13 protein-coding genes are annotated in these 20,753 nt (G+C 69.2%); 4 read left to right on the forward strand and 9 right to left on the reverse strand.

What is annotated here, in order from left to right:
* Window positions 1–19: 19 nt before the first annotated feature.
* A complete protein-coding gene (locus tag ACFZDJ_RS07490; RefSeq protein ID WP_391056748.1) occupies window positions 20–1,213 on the reverse strand; it encodes a histidine kinase in 1,194 nt (397 codons plus the stop codon).
* 174 nt (window positions 1,214–1,387) lie between these two features.
* The gene (locus ACFZDJ_RS07495) at window positions 1,388–2,044 is read right to left on the reverse strand and encodes a TetR/AcrR family transcriptional regulator (RefSeq protein WP_225900326.1); all 657 of its coding nucleotides are present in this window, start codon (window positions 2,042–2,044) and stop codon (window positions 1,388–1,390) included.
* Between the two features lie 171 nt (window positions 2,045–2,215).
* Here ACFZDJ_RS07495 and ACFZDJ_RS07500 point away from each other — a divergent pair, with 171 nt between their 5' ends.
* Together ACFZDJ_RS07500 and ACFZDJ_RS07505 are read left to right on the forward strand one after the other, a co-directional pair.
* Window positions 2,216–3,127, forward strand: a complete 912-nt coding sequence (locus ACFZDJ_RS07500; RefSeq protein ID WP_075029020.1) for an ABC transporter permease — start codon at window positions 2,216–2,218, stop codon at window positions 3,125–3,127.
* A 1-nt stretch (window position 3,128) separates the two neighbouring features.
* Window positions 3,129–3,953 (forward strand): ABC transporter ATP-binding protein, encoded by an 825-nt coding sequence (locus tag ACFZDJ_RS07505; RefSeq protein WP_248297710.1) that lies wholly within the window; start codon window positions 3,129–3,131, stop codon window positions 3,951–3,953.
* A gap of 148 nt (window positions 3,954–4,101) precedes the next feature.
* On the opposite strand, the gene ACFZDJ_RS07510 is transcribed toward ACFZDJ_RS07505, so the two are convergent.
* The 4 genes from ACFZDJ_RS07510 to ACFZDJ_RS07525 form a co-directional block, all read right to left on the reverse strand.
* The gene (locus ACFZDJ_RS07510; protein ID WP_385368779.1) at window positions 4,102–5,253 is read right to left on the reverse strand and encodes a glycosyltransferase; all 1,152 of its coding nucleotides are present in this window, start codon (window positions 5,251–5,253) and stop codon (window positions 4,102–4,104) included.
* The gene (locus ACFZDJ_RS07515) at window positions 5,250–8,159 is read right to left on the reverse strand and encodes a CDP-glycerol glycerophosphotransferase family protein (protein WP_391056751.1); all 2,910 of its coding nucleotides are present in this window, start codon (window positions 8,157–8,159) and stop codon (window positions 5,250–5,252) included. Before ACFZDJ_RS07515 ends, ACFZDJ_RS07510 begins: the two co-directional genes overlap by 4 nt.
* A gap of 105 nt (window positions 8,160–8,264) precedes the next feature.
* Window positions 8,265–8,771, reverse strand: a complete 507-nt coding sequence (locus ACFZDJ_RS07520) for a GtrA family protein (RefSeq protein ID WP_168508982.1) — start codon at window positions 8,769–8,771, stop codon at window positions 8,265–8,267.
* A gap of 219 nt (window positions 8,772–8,990) precedes the next feature.
* Window positions 8,991–13,931: an NAD-glutamate dehydrogenase domain-containing protein gene (locus ACFZDJ_RS07525; protein ID WP_390926741.1), complete on the reverse strand. Its 4,941-nt coding sequence runs from the start codon at window positions 13,929–13,931 to the stop codon at window positions 8,991–8,993.
* A gap of 711 nt (window positions 13,932–14,642) precedes the next feature.
* On the opposite strand from ACFZDJ_RS07525, the gene ACFZDJ_RS07530 reads away from it, so the two are divergent.
* Window positions 14,643–15,209 carry a DJ-1/PfpI family protein gene (locus ACFZDJ_RS07530; protein WP_168492169.1) on the forward strand — a complete coding sequence of 189 codons (567 nt, stop codon included), beginning with the start codon at window positions 14,643–14,645 and terminating at the stop codon, window positions 15,207–15,209.
* 228 nt (window positions 15,210–15,437) lie between these two features.
* Here ACFZDJ_RS07530 and ACFZDJ_RS07535 read toward each other — a convergent pair whose 3' ends face one another.
* A complete protein-coding gene (locus tag ACFZDJ_RS07535) occupies window positions 15,438–16,109 on the reverse strand; it encodes an HAD family hydrolase (RefSeq protein ID WP_168508984.1) in 672 nt (223 codons plus the stop codon).
* Between the two features lie 46 nt (window positions 16,110–16,155).
* Entirely contained in the window at window positions 16,156–16,671 is a 516-nt protein-coding gene (locus ACFZDJ_RS07540) for a DUF6912 family protein (RefSeq protein WP_060897407.1), read from the reverse strand.
* Window positions 16,672–17,025: 354 nt separating this feature from the next.
* Between ACFZDJ_RS07540 and ACFZDJ_RS07545 the strand changes: the two genes are divergently transcribed.
* Entirely contained in the window at window positions 17,026–17,610 is a 585-nt protein-coding gene (locus ACFZDJ_RS07545) for an Rv3235 family protein (protein WP_391056754.1), read from the forward strand.
* 143 nt (window positions 17,611–17,753) lie between these two features.
* On the opposite strand, the gene secA is transcribed toward ACFZDJ_RS07545, so the two are convergent.
* On the reverse strand, window positions 17,754–20,570 hold the full coding sequence (secA, locus tag ACFZDJ_RS07550; protein ID WP_168508986.1) for a preprotein translocase subunit SecA: 2,817 nt from the start codon (window positions 20,568–20,570) through the stop codon (window positions 17,754–17,756).
* Between the last annotated feature and the right edge of the window lie 183 nt (window positions 20,571–20,753).

Below are 20,753 nucleotides of genomic sequence, written 5' to 3' on the forward strand. Positions count from 1 at the left end.
CTCGTCTCCACTGTCCCGGTCACCACACGCACGGCAGCTCCACCTCGATCACGGTCGGCCCCCCGACGGGGCTGGTCATCAGCAGGGTCCCGTCGAGCGCGGCCACGCGTCGCTGCATACCGAGCAGCCCGGAGCCACCCCCTTCTCCCCCAGAGCCGAAAGCCTGGGAGGTGCCCCCAGCTCCACCCTGCCCCTCGTCGGCGACCCGGACGCTCAGCCCGCCGCGCTTGCGCACCAGCCGCACCTCGGCGTGCTCGGATCCGCTGTGCTTGGCCGCGTTCGTCAGCGACTCGGCGACCACGAAGTACGCCGCCGCCTCGACCGCCGCCGGGGCCCGGGACCCGCTCTGCGCCCCGTCCTCCAGGCCGTCCACGACGACGGTGACGTCCAGCCCGCTGCTCGCGGCGAGCGCCCGCACGGCGCCGGCCAGTCCCCGGTCGGTGAGGATCGGCGGGTGGATGCCACGGACGACGTGGCGCAGCTCGGTCAGCGCCTCCTCGGCCTGGCTCTGCGCGTCCTCGAGAAGTTTGAGCGCGGTCTCCGGGTCGCGTTCGTAGGCCCGCTTGGCGATGCCGATGCGCATCGACAGGGAGACCAGCCGGGCCTGCGTGCCGTCGTGCAGGTCGCGCTCGATGCGGCGCAGTTCGGCGCCGTGCGCGGCGATCGCACCGGCCCGGGTCTCGGTCAGCTCCTCGATCCGGACGGCGAGCAGCGCCTCCGGGGAGGGCTTGAGCAGGGCGGTGGACCAGGCGGCGTCGAGGTCCGCGAGCCGGCCGATCAGCGGCAGGACGAGCGGGGAACGGCCCAGCAGCCCCTGCCGTACGCCGTCGACGGGCAGGCCCAGCAGCCACAGCGGGGCGGTGAGCAGTCCGAGGAAGCCGTAGACGTAGTGGCAGATCATCCAGCGGAAGTCGCCGAGCGTGCCGGGGCCGCGGACCGCCGTGCGCAGCCGTTGCCGCAGTGGGCCCTCGATAGGCTGGTAGGCCTCGGGGATCACCTTGCCCGTCCACTGGACCACCAGGTTCCGCTTGGCCCCGGCGATCCGCCGGATCAGCAGCACCGTCTCGGGCAGCAGCCCGGCGCCGACGACCGCGAGCGTCAGCGTGGCCGTGATCAGCAGCACGGTGATGAAGAGGATCGTGCCGAAGGCCAGCGCGGCGGACATGACGAGGCCGGCCGTGGCCCGCGCCGCCTGCCGCACCGTCTCTCGCATGGGCACAGGTTAGGCGAACGGCAGCCACCGTGGGCGAACAGGTGACGGCAGAGTCGATCTCAACGGGGAACACCGACCGCGGAAAACAGGCCGCCCCAGGCCCCGTTGGAAGGAAACATCCTCATGAGGGCACTCCTGCCGTCCAAGCCGGTCCCGCCCGTCGGACGGGCGCCCTCACAGCGCCCGCAACGCCGCCGCCGTAGCCCGGGCCAGGCTCGCCAGGTACCCCTTCGGCAGCTTGGGCCCGCGGACCACCACCGCCCGCCAGTACAGCGGGCCCGACATGAGGTCGAGCGCGAGTTCCTGGTCGATCCCCTCGCGCACCTCGCCCCGCGCGGCCGCAGCCGCGACGATCCCGCTCGCCACTCCCTGCTGGCCTTCCCGCAGCGCCTTCTGCATGGCGTCCGCGATGTCGGGGTTGCGGGCCGCCTCCGCCTGGAGGTCCGGGATGATCTGGCCGGCCACGGGGTGGCGCAGCGCACGGGAGGTGACCTCGTACAGCAGGCGCAGGTCGCCCTCCAGGGAGCCCGTGTCGGGGGCGGGCAGTCCCTGGACCGCGATGGCGGAGACCAGGTCGAGCACCAGGTGCAGTTTCGAACGCCATCGCCGGTACACCGCCGTCTTGCCGACGCCCGCGCGGCGCGCGATGCCCTCGATGGACATCCGGGCGTAGCCGACGGCCGCGAGCTCCTCGAAAACGGCGGCCCGGATCGCCTCGGTCACGTCCTCGCGCAGCACGGCCGCCCCCGCCGGAGCCCTACGACGCGGGGCCTTCCCGGCAGCACTCCCCGCGTTCGCGGCGGCACTCGTGGTGTCGGCGTTCGTCGTCATGCCTTCCAGCATAGGGCGTGACGACGAAACGGTTGCGTTCCGACGTCGAGAAGCCATAGTCTCGCGTTGCGACGATACGGTCCCGTCCCGACGTAAGAGACTGGCAAAGCGGCAGTTAAGAAACGTCAAGGACGGCCCGCGCATCCCACCCCCCGAGCGAAAGCAGCGGATGTGAGCCAGGTCCTCCACACACCGCCGACGTCGGTTCCCCCCACCGACGATCCCGCGGCGCTCGCCGCCCGGTACGGCCTCACCGTCAGCGGCGCCCGCCCGACCCTGCCGGAGTACGTCCGCCAGCTCTGGGCACGGCGTCACTTCATCACCGCCTTCGCCACCGCCAAGCTCACCGCCCAGTACAGCCAGGCAAAGCTCGGCCAGGTCTGGCAGGTGGCGAACCCGCTGCTGAACGCGGCGGTCTACTACTTCATCTTCGGTGTGCTGCTCGGCACCAAGCACGGTGTGCCCGACTTCGTGCCGTTCCTGGTCACCGGCGTCTTCATCTGGACCTTCACACAGAGCTCGATCATGGCGGGCACCCGGGCGATCTCCGGCAGCCTCGGCCTGGTCCGAGCCCTGCACTTCCCGCGGGCCGCGCTGCCGGTGTCGTACGCCATCCAGCAGCTCCAGCAGCTGCTGTTCTCGATGGCCGCGCTGGTCGTCATCCTGCTCTGCTTCGGCATTCCCGTGAGCGCGTCGTGGCTGCTCGTCGTGCCGATCCTGACGCTGCAGTTCGTCTTCAACGCGGGCGTGGCGATGGTCATGGCGCGCATGGGCGCCAAGACGCCGGACATCGCGCAGCTCATGCCGTTCGTGCTGCGCACCTGGATGTACGTCTCCGGTGTCATGTGGAGCATCGCCTCGACGCTCAAGCACAGCCACATGCCGCACTGGGCGATGGTCGCCCTGGAGAGCAACCCGGCCGCCGTCTACATCGACCTGACGCGCTACGCGCTGATCGACAGCTTCCACGCCCACCAGCTGCCGCACCACGTGTGGGCGCTGGCGATCGGCTGGGCGCTGCTCGCCGGAGTCGGCGGCTTCATCTATTTCTGGAAGGCCGAGGAGACGTACGGACGTGGCTGACATGGCTGACACCCTCACGCAGGACGCGCGGCCCCAGGGCGCGGCCGGCAGCGCCGACGCGCTCGTCCCCACCGTCGTCGCCGACCACGTGGACATCGTCTACCGGGTCAACGGCACCAGCGCGGGGCGGGGCAGCGCCACCGCCGCGCTCAACCGCATGCTGCGGCGCAAGCAGACCGAGAAGGCCGCGGGCGTACGCAAGGTGCACGCCGTCAAGGACGTGTCCTTCACCGCCTACCGCGGCGAGGCCATCGGGCTGATCGGCACCAACGGCTCGGGCAAGTCCACCCTGCTCAAGGCGGTCGCCGGCCTCCTTCCCGTGGAGAACGGCAAGATCTACACCGACGGCCAGCCCTCGCTGCTCGGCGTCAACGCGGCCCTGATGAGTGACCTCACGGGTGAGCGGAACGTCTACCTCGGCGGACTCGCCATGGGCATGTCCCGCGAGCAGGTCAGGGAGCGCTACCAGGAGATCGTCGACTTCTCCGGCATCAACGAGAAGGGCGACTTCATCACCCTCCCGATGCGGACGTACTCCTCCGGGATGGCGGCGCGGCTGCGGTTCTCCATCGCGGCGGCCAAGGACCACGACGTGCTGATGATCGACGAGGCCCTCGCCACGGGGGACCGCTCCTTCCAGAAGCGCTCCGAGGAGCGGATCCGGGAGTTGCGCAAGCACGCGGGCACCGTGTTCCTGGTGAGCCACAACAACAAGTCGATCCGGGACACGTGCGACCGCGTGCTCTGGCTGGAGCGGGGGGAGCTTCGGCTGGACGGGCCCACGGAGGATGTGCTCGCGGAGTACGAGAAGTTCACGGGGAAGTAGGGGCGACTCAGGGGTGCGGGGAACTGTGTGCTGTCGGCTGCGGGTTGTGCGCGGCTGAGCGCGCAGTTCCCCGCGCCCCTTCGGTGCGCGCCTCGGTGGGCCGGAATCATCCGGCCCACCACATTCACTTCTACCTCTCCAAGAACTTCTACCTCTCCAAGAAGGTGAAGAGGTCTTCCCACCTGCGGACGATCTCGTCCGTCGTGTAGCGCTGGATGTTGACGCGGGCCGCCTCGCCGATGCGGTCGCGCAGGTCCTTGTCGGACATCAGGGTGTCGAGGCGGCGGGCCAGTTCGCCGGTGTTGCCCAGGGCCGCGAGGAGACCGTCCTCGCCGTCCTGGATGATCTCGTGCACGCCGGGCGCGCAGTCGAAGGCGGCACACGGCAGGGCGGTCGCCATGGCCTCCATGAGGGCGAGGGGGAAGCCCTCGCCGCGGGAGGACAGGACGAAGACGGAGCCGCCGCGCAGGGCGCCGGGTACGTCGCTGGTACGGCCCATCCACTCGACGGAGTCGTCGAGGCCGAGGGCGGTGCACTGCTTCTTGAGCATCTCCTCGTCCTCGCCGGAGCCGAAGATCCGCAAGGTCCAGTCGGGATGGCGGGGCGCCACCTCGGCCCAGGTGTCGAGGAGCATGTCGATGCCCTTCTGGTCCGAGAGCCGGCCGACGCTGACGACGACGTTCTCGGTGCGCGAGGAGGGCACCTCGGGCATGAAGGGGATCGGGTTCGGCATGAAGGACGCGTTGTCGAGGCCCTGGCGGATCCACAGGTCGGCGTCCTCGCGGGTGAGCGCGAGCATCCGGTCGACGTCCTTGTAGTGCTTCTGCACCCGCCCGAAGCGCGAGGTCGCCTTCGAGTACGCGAAGGACTCGTGGCTCATGCCGATGACGGTCAGACCGGTGGTGTCGGCGAGCTCCACCCACTCCATCGCCCACACCTGCGTGACGATCACGACGGCGCCGGGACGCGCGGCCCGGAACAGCCGGGTCAGCTTGGCGGCCTGCTCACGCATGCCCGCCGCCCGTTCGGCGCGCAGCCTGCGCTCGGCGACGTTGAGCCGCCCCTTGATGCCGCGCGCGGAGCCCACGCGCGGCGGGTGGGCGTCGTACAACGTCGTGGTGGGGTACGGGAGTTCGCCGAGCTCCTGGACGACCGCGGGCTCGGTGATGCCGATGACGTGGACGCGGTGGCCGCGCTCGGTGAACAGCCGGGCCATCTGGTGCGACCAGCTGGTCACGCCGCCGAGCTCGTCGACGCTGTTGGAGACGAAGAAGACGTCCCGCTCGCTGTACGCGGTCACGCGCGCCTCCACTGGGAGAAGAACTGGTCGACGATGCTCTGCGCGGCGTTGCCCTGGTCGAACTCGCCGAAGTCGGCGACGAACCGCTCGCGCGGAGCCGCGTACTTCACCTTCTGCTCCTCCAGCGAGTCCAGGACCGCGTGCAGCTCGTCCTCGGTGCGGACGACCGGGCCGGGGGCCCTCTCCAGCAGGTCGAAGTAGGTTCCGCGGCCCTCGTGCACGTACTCGTCGTAGTCGTACGTGAAGAAGAACATCGGGCGGTCGAGGAGGGAGTAGTCGAACATCACGGACGAGTAGTCGGTGATCAGACCGTCGGCGAGCGCCAGCAGGGGGGTCATGTCGTGATAGTTCGTCACGTCGATGATCCGGCCGCGCACGGAGGGCGGCAGCACGACGTGGTTGAGGTAGTGCGAGCGGACCAGGAGGACATAGCGGTCGCCGAAGGTGTCGGCGAAGCGCTCCACGTCGAAGGGCAGCTCGAACCGGCGCTTGCCGCCGCGCTGCCGGAAGGTCGGCGCGTACAGCAGGATCTGCTTGTCCTCCGGGATGCCGAACTCGGCCGCCAGTGCGCCGCGCTCCCGCTGCCCGGTGGCCTCCTCGCGCTGCTTGGCCTGGACGAGCGCGTCGTTGCGCGGGTAGCCCACCCGCAGCAGCGTCCGCTCCTGGAGGCGGAACGCCCGCGCGAGAGTACGAACGTCGTGCTCGGAGCGGATCAGGAAGCGGTCGAAGCGGTCGAGGGTGCTCTGCTGCTCGGCCTGCTCCTCACGGGACTTGAGCTTCCACTCCGGCTCGTCGAAGCCCATCCGCTTGAGCGCCGAACCGTGCCAGGTCTGGATGTACGTCGTCTCGGGCCGCTTGGCGACCTTCAGCGGGTAGCTCTGGTTGTCCACCCAGTACTCGGCCTGCGCGAGCGCCCTGAGGTACGGCAGCGACCAGCGGCGTACGAGGGTGGCGTCCTCCGGGAAGCCCTGGGGACTGTCCGCGTAGGCCCACACGGCCTCGAACTCGATGCCCTGGCGGCGCATCTCCTCGTAGATGGCCTTGGGGCTGTCGCTGTACTGCCGGCCCAGGTGGCTCTCGAAGACGACGAGGCCCTTCTTGACGGGCAGACGGCTGAACACGTCGTGGTAGACGCGGAGCTTGGTGTCACCGGAGGCGAGTTCCTTGCGCAGCGCCTTGGCCTTGCGGTAGCCGGTCTTGGCGAGCCGCCCGGTCGGGCCCTGCACACCGCGCTGGACGAGTTCGTTGGCCTTCTTGTCCGGGACGAGCCGGAAGGAGAGGTGGCCGCGGGAGGAGACCTCGGGCTCGATGCGGTCGGCGACCAGCCGGGTGAGGCGGGGCCGGACGGGCAGGTGCCCCTGGGCCAGCTCGGGCTCGGAGGTCGTGAGCCGGGTCGTGGTGCGGACCGTCTTGGCGCCTTCGCCCTCGCCGGCGACGGCGAGCTGGAGGCGTACGTCCCAGACCGCGTCCACGATGCCGAGCGGGCGCAGGCCCTTGGCGAGGTCGGCCGAGGCCTCCCAGGCGATGGCCTCGCCCTCGTGGCGCACGGTGGCCACGGGGAAGCGGAAGGTCTGGAAGCGCACGCCCGGACGGCGGGCGTAGAACTCCAGCTGCGCGGAGAGCCGGGCGTCGGGCGGGATCACACCGAGCGGGTTGGTGATGCGCCCGGCCAGCCGGACGGTGCCGTCGGCCTCCTCGTATCCGGTCAGCGCGTTGCGCAGGAACATCTTCTCGACCGGCTTGGTGTGGTAGCCGAGCTCGGTGACGTCCAGGACGTGCCGGGCGAAGGCGTCGTGCTCGATGTGCTCGGCACACCAGTACACGCGTCCGTCGTGCTCGACGAGCGGCGAGGAGATCTTGTCGCGGTTGCTGAGCGTGTCCACGGCGGGCAGCAGGTTGTCCCAGTCGCTCTCGTGGAGGAGGTACGCGCAGATGGCGTGGATCGGCTCGATCTCGTCGAAGGCGACGCGGTCGATCGACTCCAGGTAGGTACGCGCGATCTGCGCGAACTCCTGGCGGTAGGTCTCGTCACGGAAGGGCAGCTCGCGCAGGTGCAGCACCAGGTCGTGCTTGAGCCACTTGACGTCCTTGGCGAACTTCAGCTCCAGCAGACCGTGCTCGGCGAGGAGCTCGTCGACCCGGCGGTGGATCTCCATGCGGTGCGTGAAGTTGGCGATCTCGTCACGCCGGTTGCTGATGGACTTCGCGGCCGCCTTCTCGACGATCCGCCAGTCGTACACCCGGTTCGGGATGAGCGTGATGCGCCGGGCGGCCACGTAGGCCTGCGCGGAGAACAGCAGGTCCTCGTAGTGGATCCCGACCGGGAACTGAAGGCCCTCATCGAGCAGGAACTGCCTGCGGTAGCACTTGTTCGTCGACAGCGTGTCGAAGACCAGCAGGTCGGGCAGCTCGGAGATGGACTCCAGGGTGCGGGTGCGGTCGTACAGCCAGGGGTACCACTTGACCTCCTTGCCGGTGCGCGAGTCGACGTGCACACGCACGCACAGGCCGGAGACGAGGTCGGCGCCGGTGGACTCGGCGGCCTCCAGCATGTTGCGGCAGGCGTTGCGCTCCAGGACGTCATCGCTGTCGAGGAAGAGGACGTAGTCGCCGCGGGCCTGCTGGATGCCGTGGTTGCGGGGGGCGCCGCAGCCGCCGCTGTTCTCGGGCAGCCTGAAGGCCCGGACGCGGTCCGGGTGCGCGGCGGCCAGCCGCTGCGCCACGTCGTACGAGCCGTCCGTGCTGCGGTCGTCGACGATCACGACCTCGACAGCGCGCAGGGTCTGGTCGAGAACGGAGCGCACGGCCGTCGTCAGCCGGGACGCGTCGTTGTAGACGATCACGACCACCGACACGGCGGGCAGGGCTGCTGTTTCTGCTGGCGGGCAGGGGTGATCCACACTCATCCTATTAATGCTAGACATTCCTGATGGTTCAACCTAGGCGATCTAGTCCATTTGCGTATCACCTAGGTAGATGCCGATCGCCAGCCAAGGGTTGCGGGTGACTGTCTAACGACTGTGTTTCACCTGCTCGAACACCCAGGTGCGGTACACCAGGAAACGGAACGCCGAGGCCAGCACGATCGACAGCGCCTTGGCCAGGTTGGAGCCGAGCGGGGTGTCCATGCCCAGGCCGTGGTAGCCGATGTAGAACAGCGCGCTCTCCATGATGACACCGATGCCGCTGAAGGCGAAGAACAGGACGATCTGGCGTCGGGTGCGCGAGGCCCGGTCACGGTAGGCGAAGAAGCGGAAGCCGAGGTAATTGCTGCCCATGGCGACACAGCTGGCGATGACCGTGGCGGCCATCGGGGCCCACATCAGGCCGTGCAGGAGAAGGTTGAAAACCAGGAAGTTGACTGCGATACCGCTACCGCCGACGGCCCCGAACTTCACCACTTCGAGGACGATCCGCCGGGTCCTTTCGATCGCCCCGGGAGGAGTGGCGGGAGGTGCGGGCTGGGCCGGTGCGGGGGCCTGTCGGCCTACACGGGCCCGCCCCTCGGAGAGGTTCACAGTCACAATTGTCCCTTTTATCAGCAATAGGTAAATTCCAGTTCCGGTTTTCCCGAGAGATCTGCAAGAGCGAGGCAAGAGGGCGGCCGAAGCGCTTGCGCCTACCTGCGCAAATGGGGGCAGCCCCGGCCATCCCGGCCGGGGCTGCCCCCATCGACGTACATCCGATCGAGTGAAACAAGTGCACTCACGAGTGAGTCAAGCGCACCCAGAGGTGGCCTACGAGTGCGTCCGCAGGAGCGTCCGCATCGTGCGCATCGCCACCGACAGGTTCGCCAGGTCGAACGAGTCCGAGGTCTGGATCTCCTCCAGGGTGGTGCGGGCGCGGCCCAGGATCGCGGCGTTCTTCTCCTCCCAGGCCTTGAAGCGCTCCTCCGGGGTCGAGGTGCCGTTGCCGACGGCGAGCACGTCCGCGGTGAGCGCCGCGTGGGCCGCGTACAGGTCCTCGCGGATCGAGGCGCGGGCCATGGACTGCCAGCGGTCGGCACGCGGGAGCTCGATGATGCGGTCCATCAGCTGGGTGATGTTCAGGCGGTCGGCGAGGTCGTAGTAGACCTCGGCGACGGACATCGGGTTCTTGCCCGTGCGGTCGGCCACCGCGACGATGTCCAGCGTCGGGAAGGCCGAGGAGAACCCGGCCACGTGCGTGGCGAGCTCCTCGGGGACGCCGGCGCCCGTCAGCTCCTCGAAGATCTGCTGGTACCACTCCAGGTCCGCACCGCGCAGCAGCTTGGGCAGCTCGCCCCAGACCTCCGCGACGCCCTCGCGGAAGAAGGAGATGTTCTCGGCGAGCTGGAGCGGCTGCGGCCGGTTGTTGAGCAGCCAGCGCGTGCCCCGCTCGACGAGACGACGCGAGTGCAGCCGGATCCTGGTCTGGACGTCAGCGGCGACGACATTGTCGAGCGCCTCCACCGCGTCCCACACCTTGCTCGACTCGAAGATCGCGCGGGCCGCGGTCTGCGCCCGGACGATCTCCTCCAGGGACGCGCCCGTCTCCTCACGGAGGCGGTGCAGGAAGCTCGTACCACCCGTGTTGACCGTGTCGTTGACCAGGATGGTCGTCACGATCTCGCGGCGCAGCGCGTGCGCCTCGATCTGCTCGCGGAACTTCTCGCGCAGCGCGGTGGGGAAGTACGCGAACAGCAGCTTCTGCAGGTGCGGGTCGTCGGGCAGCGAGGTGGCGAGCAGCTCGTCGGCGACGGTGATCTTCGTGTACGCGAGGAGCACGGCCGTCTCCGGACCGGTCAGGCCCTGCCCGGAGTTGAGCCGCTCACGGATCTGCCGCTCGTTGGGCAGGAACTCCAGCGCCCGGTCGAGGTGGCCCTCCCTGACCAGGAAACGCAGGAAGCGCTGCTGGGCGTGGAGCATGCTCGGCGACTGGGCGAGCGCGTTGGCGATCGCCACGTTCTGCGCGTAGTTGTTGCGCAGGACCAGCGCGCCGACCTCGTCGGTCATCTCGGCGAGCAGCTTGTTGCGCTGCTTGACCGTCAGATCGCCGTTGCTCACGACAGCGTTGAGCAGGATCTTGATGTTCACCTCGTGGTCGGAGGTGTCCACGCCCGCGCTGTTGTCGATGGCGTCGGTGTTGATCTTGCCGCCGTGCTGCGCGAACTCGATCCGGCCCAGCTGGGTCAGACCGAGGTTGCCGCCCTCGCCGACGACCTTGACGCGCAGGTCGGCGCCGTCGACGCGGATGGCGTCGTTGGCCTTGTCGCCGACGTCCGCGTGGGACTCGGCGGACGACTTGACGTACGTACCGATGCCGCCGTTCCACAGCAGGTCGACCGGCGCCTGCAGGATCGCCTTCATCAGGTCGGCCGGGGTCATCTTCATGACACCGGCCTCGATGCCGAGGGCCTCACGGACGTGCGCGTTGACCGGGATCGCCTTGGCCGTCCGCGGGAAGACTCCGCCGCCGGCCGAGATCAGTTCGGTGTTGTAGTCGGCCCAGGACGAGCGCGGCAGCTCGAAGAGACGACGGCGCTCGGCGTACGAGGTCTCCGCGTCCGGGGTCGGGTCGAGGAAGATGTGCCGGTGGTCGAAGGCGGCGACCACGCGGATGTGCTCGGAGAGCAGCATGCCGTTGCCGAACACGTCACCGGACATGTCACCGACGCCGACGACGGTGAAGTCCTCGGTCTGGGTGTTGACGCCCAGCTCCCGGAAGTGCCGCTTCACGGACTCCCAGGCACCGCGCGCGGTGATGCCCATCTTCTTGTGGTCGTATCCGGCGGAGCCGCCGGAGGCGAAGGCGTCCCCGAGCCAGAAGTTGTAGCTCTCGGCGACCTCGTTGGCGATGTCGGAGAAGGTCGCGGTGCCCTTGTCGGCGGCGACGACGAGGTAGGTGTCCTCCCCGTCGTGCCGGACCACGTCCACCGGAGGCACGACCGCACCGGCGACCAGGTTGTCGGTGATGTCGAGCAGCGCCGAGATGAAGGTCCGGTAGCTGCGGATGCCCTCCGCGAGCCAGGCGTCGCGGTCCACGGACGGGTCGGGCAGCTGCTTGGCGACGAAGCCGCCCTTGGCGCCGACGGGCACGATGACGGTGTTCTTCACCATCTGCGCCTTGACCAGGCCCAGGATCTCCGTCCGGAAGTCCTCGCGCCGGTCGGACCAGCGCAGACCACCGCGCGCGACCTTGCCGAAGCGCAGGTGCACGCCCTCCACCTTCGGCGAGTACACCCAGATCTCGTACGCCGGTCGCGGCGCCGGCAGGTCCGGGATGGCCTGCGGGTCGAACTTCATGGAGACGTACTCGTGCGGCTTGCCGCCCAGCGCCTCCTGGAAGAAGTTGGTGCGCAGGGTCGCCTTGATGAGGGTGAGGAAGGAGCGCAGGATCCGGTCCTCGTCCAGGCTGGCCACCTGGTCGAGAGCGGCGTCCAGCTCCTCCATCAGCGCGTCGGTCAGCTCGACACCCGCGTGCTGGCGCTCCGGCGACATCCGCGCCTCGAAGAGGGAGACCAGCAGCCGCGTGGTGTGGACATTGTTTCGGAGGGTGTCCTCCATGTAGTCCTGGCTGAAGGTGGAGCCCGCCTGGCGCAGGTACTTGGCGTACGCGCGCAGCACCATCGCCTGCCGCCAGGACAGCCCGGCGCTCAGCACGAGGGCGTTGAAGCCGTCGTTCTCGGCCTCGCCGGTCCAGGTGGCGGCGAAGGCCTCCTGGAAGCGCTCACGGCCGTCGTCGCCGAGGTAGTCGCCGTTGCCGTTCAGCGACTTGGGCAGACGCAGCCCGAAGTCGTAGATCCAGGCCGTCGTACGGTCCGAGCAGCGCAGCTCGTACGGGCGCTCGTCGGTGACCTCGACGCCCATGCGGTTGAGGGCCGGCAGGACCGCGGACAGGGAGACCTGCTCACCGGTGCGGTAGATCTTGAAGCGGCGCTCGCCGGGACCGGCACCGACCGGCTCGTACAGGCTGAGCGCGAAGTCCTTGCTCCGGTCGCGGGTGAGCTTCTCCAAGTGGACCAGGTCGGCGACAGCGGCGCGCGGGGTGTGGTCGGCCTTGTAGCCCTCGGGGAACGCGCTGCCGTAGCGGCGCAGCAGCTCGGCCGCGCGCTCCTCGCCGCACTCGGCGTTCAGCGCCTCGGCGAAACCGTCGGCCCAGGAGCGGGCGGCCTCGACGAGCCGCACCTCGAGCCTGTCCTTGTCGGCGTCGCTGAGCTGCGTCAGCTCGGTGCCCTGCGGGACACGGACCACGAAGTGCAGCCGGGAGAGGATCGACTCGGTGTTCCAGGCGGTGAAGTCGACGCTGGTGCCGTTCAGCTCCTCCTTCAGGATGTCGATGATCCTGAGGCGCACGCCGGTGGTGTAGCGGTCGCGCGGGAGGTAGACGAGGGCCGAGTAGTAGCGGCCGTACTCGTCCTGACGCAGGTAGAGGCGCAGCCGGCGCCGCTCCTGGAGGTAGAGGACGCTGGTGACGATGGAGCGCAGCTCGTCGGCGGGCGTCTGGAAGAGCTCGTCGCGCGGGTAGGTCTCCAGGATCTGGAGCAGGTCGCGGCCGTCGTGGCTGTTGGGCGAGAAGCCCGCACCCTTGAGGACCTCCTCGACCTTGCGGCGGACCACGGGGACGCGGCGCACGGACTCGGTGTACGCGGCCGAGGAGAACAGGCCCAGGAAGCGCCGCTCACCGATCACGTTGCCCTCGGCGTCGAACTTCTTCACACCGATGTAGTCGAGGTAGGACGGCCGGTGCACGGTGGCGCGGCTGTTGGCCTTGGTGAGGACGAGCAGCTTGTGCTCACGGGCCTTGGCGCGGGCGTCGGCGGGCAGCCGCTCGAAGGACGGGCTGACCGGGTGACTGTCGTCACCGCCGTGCTGCGGGTCGGAGCGCAGGATGCCGAGTCCGGTGCCGGGAACGGCGGCCAGCGAGTCGTCGTCGCGCAGCTCGTACTCGCGGAACCCCAGGAAGGTGAAGTGGTCGTCCGAGAGCCAGCGCAGCAGCTCACGGGCCTCCTCGACCTCCAGGTCACGCAGGTCGTCGGCGGTCGGCTCGGTGGGCAGTTCCTCCGCGATGCGCAGCGCGGCGTCGCGCATCTTCTCCCAGTCCTCGACGGCCTCGCGGACGTCGGACAGGACGCGCAGCAGATCGGCGGTGATCTGCTTCAGGTCGGCACGGTCGGTCTCACGGTCGATCTCGACATGGATCCAGGACTCGACGTGCGCGTCGTGCGGCAGATCCTCGATGGTGGGCCGGCCGGGCAGCACCTCGATGAGCTCGCCGGTCAGATCGCGCCGTACGACGAACTGCGGGTGGATGACGAGGTGGATGCCGCGGCCCTGCCGGGACAGCTCGTTGGTGACCGAGTCGACGAGGAAGGGCATGTCGTCGGTCACGACCTCGACGACGGAGTGGCTGCAGGTCCAGCCGTTCTCCTCGACGGTGGGCGTGTGCACTCGGACGTTGGCCGTGCCCTGGGGGCGGTTCTCGGCCAGTCGGTAGTGGGAGAAGGCGGCTCCGAAGACATCGACCGGGTCGCGGTCGGTCAGGTCCTCCGGGGCGGTGTGCAGGTAGTAGCGCTGGAGGAACGCGAGCACGGTGTCCTTGTCCGGAGTGCCCTCGCTCGTCGTCCCAGTCGGTAGGTGCCCCCCGACCGGGCTGTTCTCAGCTACCCGGGCAGCCCTCTCGAGCAGCTCGGCCTTGGCTTCGTCCAGCTTGGTCTGCATTGTCCTCTGGCTCCTGTCGCGCGCCGTTGCGTGACGTAGAAGGAAGTACGGTCTCTTCTCCGACGTAACGCCGTGACGCGGGGTGTCCGGTCTGGTCCGACGCTATGCCGCATGGAGAGATGAGCGGGGTGGTATCGGCCATTCTCGGCACCTGCGGCGACTGTGACGCTGATCTCTGCGTCGTCCGTCCCCGGGGTGTCCGCGGCCTACGGAGCACGCTCACGATTCCGCTTGCGTCCGCGTTTCCGCTGGTGCTTGACGCGGTCGCCGCTCCGTCCCGCCCATGAAGATCAGCGATCGCCGCCCGGTCACGGATGTCGTCCGTGCGCTCCGGGCGCGAGGCAGGGGCAACTGGGCCCCCGCGAGATATCGCGCTGATCACGCCACCAGGCTATCGCTCCCTACCCGGGGCCCGTCATGAGCCGTATGTGTACAAAACCGGGGGTGGAACTTTGACAGTATGCACAGGGACGAAAGGGACGGGAACGTGCAGTCCTCCGGTAACCCTCTCCTACGGCACCACGTTGACGAGGGCGGTGGAGCAGAGGCGGAATAGACCTGTAGCCCCTCTGAAGTCCCGCTAGGACCCGCTGGACCTGCTGGACCTACTGGGACCTGCTGGGACCCGCTGGGACCTGCTGGGACCTGCTGGGACCCGCTGGGGACCCGCTGAAGCTCCACCGAAGCTCTACCGAAGGGAGCGGCACCGACATGACACCGAAGATCCTGATGGTCACCGGCGACGCGGCGGAATCACTGGAGGTCCTGTACCCCTACCAGCGCCTGCGCGAGGAGGGCTACGAGGTCCATATCGCGGCCCCCACCCGCAAGCAGCTCCGCTTCGTGGTCCACGACTTCGAACCCGGCTTCGACACGTACACGGAGAAGCCCGGCTACACCTGGCCCGCCGACCTCGCATTCTCGGAGGTCGACCCCGGCCAGTACGCCGCCGTGGTGATCCCGGGCGGCCGCGCGCCCGAGTACCTCCGCAACGACCCCGAACTCCGCAAGATCCTCAAGTCCTTCTTCGACGCCGACAAGCCCGTGGCCCAGATCTGCCACGGTCCGCTCCTCACGGCCGCCGCCGACGCCCTGCGCGGCCGCCGCGTCACCGCCTACCCGGCACTGGAACTGGACATGCAGGCCGCCGGAGCGACCTTCCAGGACGCGGAGGCGGTGGTCGACGGCACCCTCGTCTCCGCCCGCGCCTGGCCGGACCACCCGGCCTGGATGCGCGAGTTCCTCACGGTGCTGAGGACGAAGGCACCGGTGGACTGATCGCCTCGGGGCGGTGAGGCGGACGGGGGTAGGCGGCCGGCGTGCGGTGAGGTGCCGGCGGCGTGGCGGCTCGCGTGCGGCGAGATGTGAGCCGGGTACGCGGCTCAGCACCGGCGAGGTCTGCGCCGGGTACGCGGCTGCCCCGCCGGCGAGATCTGCGCCGGGTACGCGGCTGCCCCGCCGGCGAGGGGCACCGCACACCCCGGGCAGCGAGCTCGAACAACAGGCCTACGCCGCCATCAGTCGCTCGGCCTCCTCGACCGCCTCCTCCAGGCTGTCCACCACGGGCACGCCGACCCCTTCGAGGCTGGCGCGGCTGTGCGAACCGCCGGTGTAGAGCACGGCCCGCGCCCCCACGTGCAGGGCGGCCACCGCGTCGTCGGCGGCGTCCCCGATCACCACCGTGCGCTCCGGGTCCACGCCCGCGAGCGAACCTATGTGCCGCACCATGTGCTCGGCCTTGCTGCCGCCGGACGGCCCGACCCGCCCCTCCACCCGCACGAAGTGCGGCTCGATCCCGAACCCCCTGACCAGCGGCACCAGTTCCTCATGCACATACATGCTCAACAGCGACTGGCTGCGCCCCGCCGACCGCCAGTCCGCGAGCAACGTCGTCGCCCCCTCGGTGAGCTCGCACGTGATGCGGTGCTCCGCGTAGTACCGATGGAAGGTCTCGTCCATGACCACCCATTCGGCATCGGTCGGCAGCCGCCCCATCAACCGCTCGTAGAACTTCGGCACCGGCACGCAGTACAACTCCCGGTATCGCTCCAGCGTGAGCGGCTCCAACCCCAACTCGGCGAACGCGGCGTTCGTCGCCCCGATGATCGCGGCGTTGTCGTGGAACAGCGTCCCGTTCCAGTCCCACACGATGTGCGCTGCTGCGCCCTGCTTCCCCATACCAAGAAACTACCCGCCCGCACTGACAACGCCCCTCGGCGCAGGCTCAGTCCTCCAGCCCGACCAGGTTGGGGATCTCCTGCGTCGCGAACCACAACAACTCGTGGTCCTCGGCCCCGTCCACGATGAACTGCGCGTCGTCGTCCCCGTGATCGGCCGCCCCGAGCGCGTCCACGGCGGCCGAGACATCCTCCCCGGCGTCATCGGCGTCCACGTGCACCGCGGCCGCCTTGGACAGGGCCACCGGACCCGACACCCGCACCTCACCGAGCGCCACCGGATCGAGCCCCCGGTCGGGATCGGCGACCGCGGCCCGGTCGGGTACGTCGACCGCGACGACCACCCGCCGCCGCACCGCGCCCGACTCCCCCGCGAGCAGCCGCAGCGAGGCCAGCGCGGCCCGGTTCAGCGCCGCGTACTCGAGCTCCTCGATGTCGTCGGAGAGGTACCACTCGCGCAAGGCGGGCGTGACGGCGTACGCGACGACCGGTCCCGCCGCCAGCTCCCCCGTCTTGTACGCCTCGGCGAGACCGGAGAGGGTCAGGGGGACGTAGACGCGCATGGCTGGCCGCTTTCGTAGTCGGGAGGGTTCCCGGGTCGGAGGGCTCCCGGAAGGGCGGTCCCGCGCCTCCCGGGAAGGCCTTCAGGATACGTGCGGGCGTCCCCTTTCGGGTCCCGGTACCTTCCCCGTACGGCGTCCACCCCCGGCCCGCGATTCACCCGGTGCAGCCCTGCCCCGTCAGGCCTCCCGCCCCTCCCTCTCACTCTGATAGGTGAACCTTCCGGCCGCCGCGGCGCGCGCCGGGCGTCCTTGCGGAGACCCGCTCCCGCCTCGTAGAAGATCCCCAACACGAAGTTACCGCCCGGTATCAACCGGTCGCGGCGAACGGGGACGACGCATGAACGGGGACGACGCATGAACAAGGTGATGACCAGGACGAAGCGCCGCCCGGGCACCCGCCCACCCGGCCGCCACGACACCCGCCGCCCCGGCACCACACCACCGCGCACCCCGGGCGCGGGCGCACCCCGCCCGGCCCCGGGAGACAGCCCACCGCAGGCGCCCCCGGCGCAGGCCGCATCCCGCACCCTCCTCCTGCCGCCACCGGTCGACCACCCACTGCCGTCGCCGCCGTCCTCACCGCCGTCCTCGCCGCCGCAGCCCCGCCCCACCGACCTCTTCGCCGACCGCCTCCTCGCCGTGCTCAGCGGCCAACGCCCCGTCCACTGCATGCTGCGCCACACCGCGGGCCGGGCCTACGACGAGCTGGCCTGGCTCGCCGAACGCGGCCCCCTGCGCACCCGCGGCACCCACCCGGTCGTCCGCGACATCGGCTACTACGTGCCACGGCCCGGCGCGATCGAGGCCTTCGCCCGCATCGGCGCGGGCGACCGGCTCCGCGCGATGGCCTTCCGCCTGGAACAGGGCCCCGACCTCCGCTGGCGCTGCACGGCGGTGGAACTGGGCGGCCCCCGCATGCCCCGCCCGGACGACGACTGAGCAGCTCCTGGGGCCCTGAACGCCCCGCTGGCAAGTCCCGCGGGCCCCTGAACCCGCACTGAGCAACGCAAAGGGCCGGACACCCGCAGGTGCCCGGCCCTTCACCACCACTCAGCTCTCGTCAGCTCTCGCGAGCCGATCGGTCACTTCTTGCGGCGCCGCCCGTTGCTCTTCTGCTGCTTGCGGCGCTCCGCGCGCGTGAGGCCGTCCGCCTCGGAACGCACGGGCTCGTCGTCGTCGCTGGCGAAGTCGCCCTCGACGATGCCGCCCTCACCGTCCACGGTCGGCGCGGAGAAGTGCAGCCGGTCGGAACGCTGCGGGGCGTCGAGCCCCTTGGCGCGGATCTCGGGACGCGCACCCGCGGGCACGACGTCCTGCTTCTTCTCCAGCGACGGCGCGGCGTCCTCGACCGGGACCTCCTCGACCTGCTGCTCGACCTGGACCTCCAGGTTGAACAGATAGCCGACGGACTCCTCCTTGATGCCGTCCATCATGGCGGAGAACATGTCGAAGCCCTCGCGCTGGTACTCGACCAGCGGGTCCTTCTGCGCCATGGCGCGCAGGCCGATGCCCTCCTGGAGGTAGTCCATCTCGTAGAGGTGCTCGCGCCACTTGCGGTCGAGGACCGACAGGACGACCCGCCGCTCCAGCTCCCGCATGATCTCGGAGCCGAGCTGCTCCTCACGGGCCGCGTACTGCTCGTGGACGTCGTCCTTGATGGACTCGGAGATGAACTCGGCGGTCAGACCGGCACGGTCACCGGCCGCCTCCTCCAGCTCGTCGACGGTGACCTTCACCGGGTAGAGCTGCTTGAAGGCGCCCCACAGCCGGTCCAGGTCCCACTCCTCGGCGAAGCCCTCGGCGGTCTCGGCCGCGATGTAGGCGTCGATCGTGTCGTCCGTGAAGTGCTGGATCTGCTCCTGGAGGTCCTCGCCCTCCAGGACGCGGCGGCGCTCGCCGTAGATGACCTCGCGCTGCCGGTTGAGCACCTCGTCGTACTTCAGGACGTTCTTGCGCGTCTCGAAGTTCTGCTGCTCGACCTGCGACTGGGCGGAGGCGATCGCGCGCGTGACCATCTTGTTCTCGATCGGCACGTCGTCCGGCACGTTGGCCATCGACATCACGCGCTCGACCATCTGGGCCTTGAACAGCCGCATCAGGTCGTCACCGAGCGACAGGTAGAAGCGGGACTCGCCCGGGTCGCCCTGACGGCCGGAACGACCGCGCAGCTGGTTGTCGATACGACGCGACTCGTGGCGCTCGGTGCCCAGCACGTAGAGGCCGCCGAGCTCCTTGACCTCTTCGAACTCCGCCTTGACGGCCTGCTCGGCCTTCTCCAGGGCGGCGGGGAGGGCTGCGGCCCACTCCTCGATGTGCTCCTCGGGGTCGAGGCCACGCTGACGCAGCTCCGCCTCGGCGAGGTCGTCCGGGTTGCCGCCGAGCTTGATGTCCGTGCCTCGACCGGCCATGTTCGTGGCGACGGTCACGGCGCCCCGGCGGCCGGCCTGGGCGATGATCGGGGCCTCACGGTCGTGCTGCTTCGCGTTCAGCACCTCGTGCTGGATGCCCCGCTTCGAGAGCTGCTGCGAAAGGTACTCGGACTTCTCGACCGACGTCGTACCGACGAGGATCGGCTGGCCCTTCTCGTGCTTCTCGGCGATGTCGTCGACCACCGCGTCGAACTTGGCGACCTCGGTGCGGTAGATCAGGTCCGACTGGTCCTTGCGGACCATCGGCTTGTTGGTCGGGATCGGGACGACGCCGAGCTTGTAGATCTGGTGGAACTCGGCGGCCTCGGTCATCGCCGTACCGGTCATGCCGGAGAGCTTGCCGTAGAGGCGGAAGAAGTTCTGCAGGGTGATCGTGGCGAGCGTCTGGTTCTCGTCCTTGATGTCCACCTCTTCCTTCGCCTCGATCGCCTGGTGCATGCCCTCGTTGTAGCGGCGGCCGGCGAGGATACGGCCGGTGTGCTCGTCGACGATCATGACTTCGCCGTCGATGACGACGTAGTCCTTGTCCTTCTTGAAGAGCTCCTTGGCCTTGATGGCGTTGTTCAGGTAGCCCACCAGCGGCGTGTTCACCGACTCGTACAGGTTGTCGATGCCCAGCCAGTCCTCGACCTTGGAGACGCCGGGCTCGTGGATGGCGACGGTGCGCTTCTTCTCGTCGACCTCGTAGTCCCCGGTCTCCTCGAGGCCCTTGAGGGGGTTGCCGGCCTCGCCCTTCTTCAGCCGGGTGACCAGCTTGGCGAAGTCGCCGTACCACTTGGTGGCCTGGTCGGCCGGGCCGGAGATGATGAGCGGCGTACGGGCCTCGTCGACGAGGATGGAGTCGACCTCGTCGACGATCGCGAAGTTGTGGCCCCGCTGGACGAGTTCGTCCTGCGACCAGGCCATGTTGTCGCGAAGGTAGTCGAAGCCGAACTCGTTGTTCGTGCCGTACGTGATGTCGCACGCGTACTGCTCGCGGCGCTGGGCCGGCGTCATGTTGGCGAGGATGCAGCCGACGCTCAGACCCAGGAACTTGTGGACGCGACCCATCATCTCGGAGTCGCGCTCGGCCAGGTAGTCGTTGACCGTGATCAGGTGGACGCCGTCTCCGGAGAGGGCGTTCAGATACGCGGGCAGCGTGCCGACGAGGGTCTTGCCCTCGCCGGTCTTCATCTCCGCGACGTAGCCGAGGTGGAGCGCGGCGCCACCCATCATCTGCACGTCGTAGTGACGCTGACCGAGGACGCGCTTGGCGGCCTCACGCACGGTGGCGAAGGCCTCGGGGAGCAGGTCGTCCAGGCTCTCCCCATCCGCATACCGCTGCTTGTACTCATCAGTGAGGGCGCGCAGCTCGGCGTCGGAGAGGTCGACGAAGTCCTCTTCGATGGAGTTGACCTGGTCCGCGATGCGGTGCAGCTTGCGCAGGATCTTGCCTTCGCCTGCACGCATGATCTTCGAGAGGACGGACACGGGGGTTTGTCTCCTTGCCGGTCGGGCCTGGGACGGTCGGGTTCAATGTCAGATTCAAATCACAGCTTGAGCAACGGCCATCGTAAGCGAGGACCCCACCGCGCCGGGAGGTCTGCCAGTGACAGCCACTAGGACAACGGACAGGGGTTGCGGAAGGTGCCGTGCCCGCGCTGCGAAAAGTAA

Source organism: Streptomyces sp. NPDC007896 (genome assembly GCF_042959425.1).
Lineage (GTDB): Bacteria > Actinomycetota > Actinomycetes > Streptomycetales > Streptomycetaceae > Streptomyces.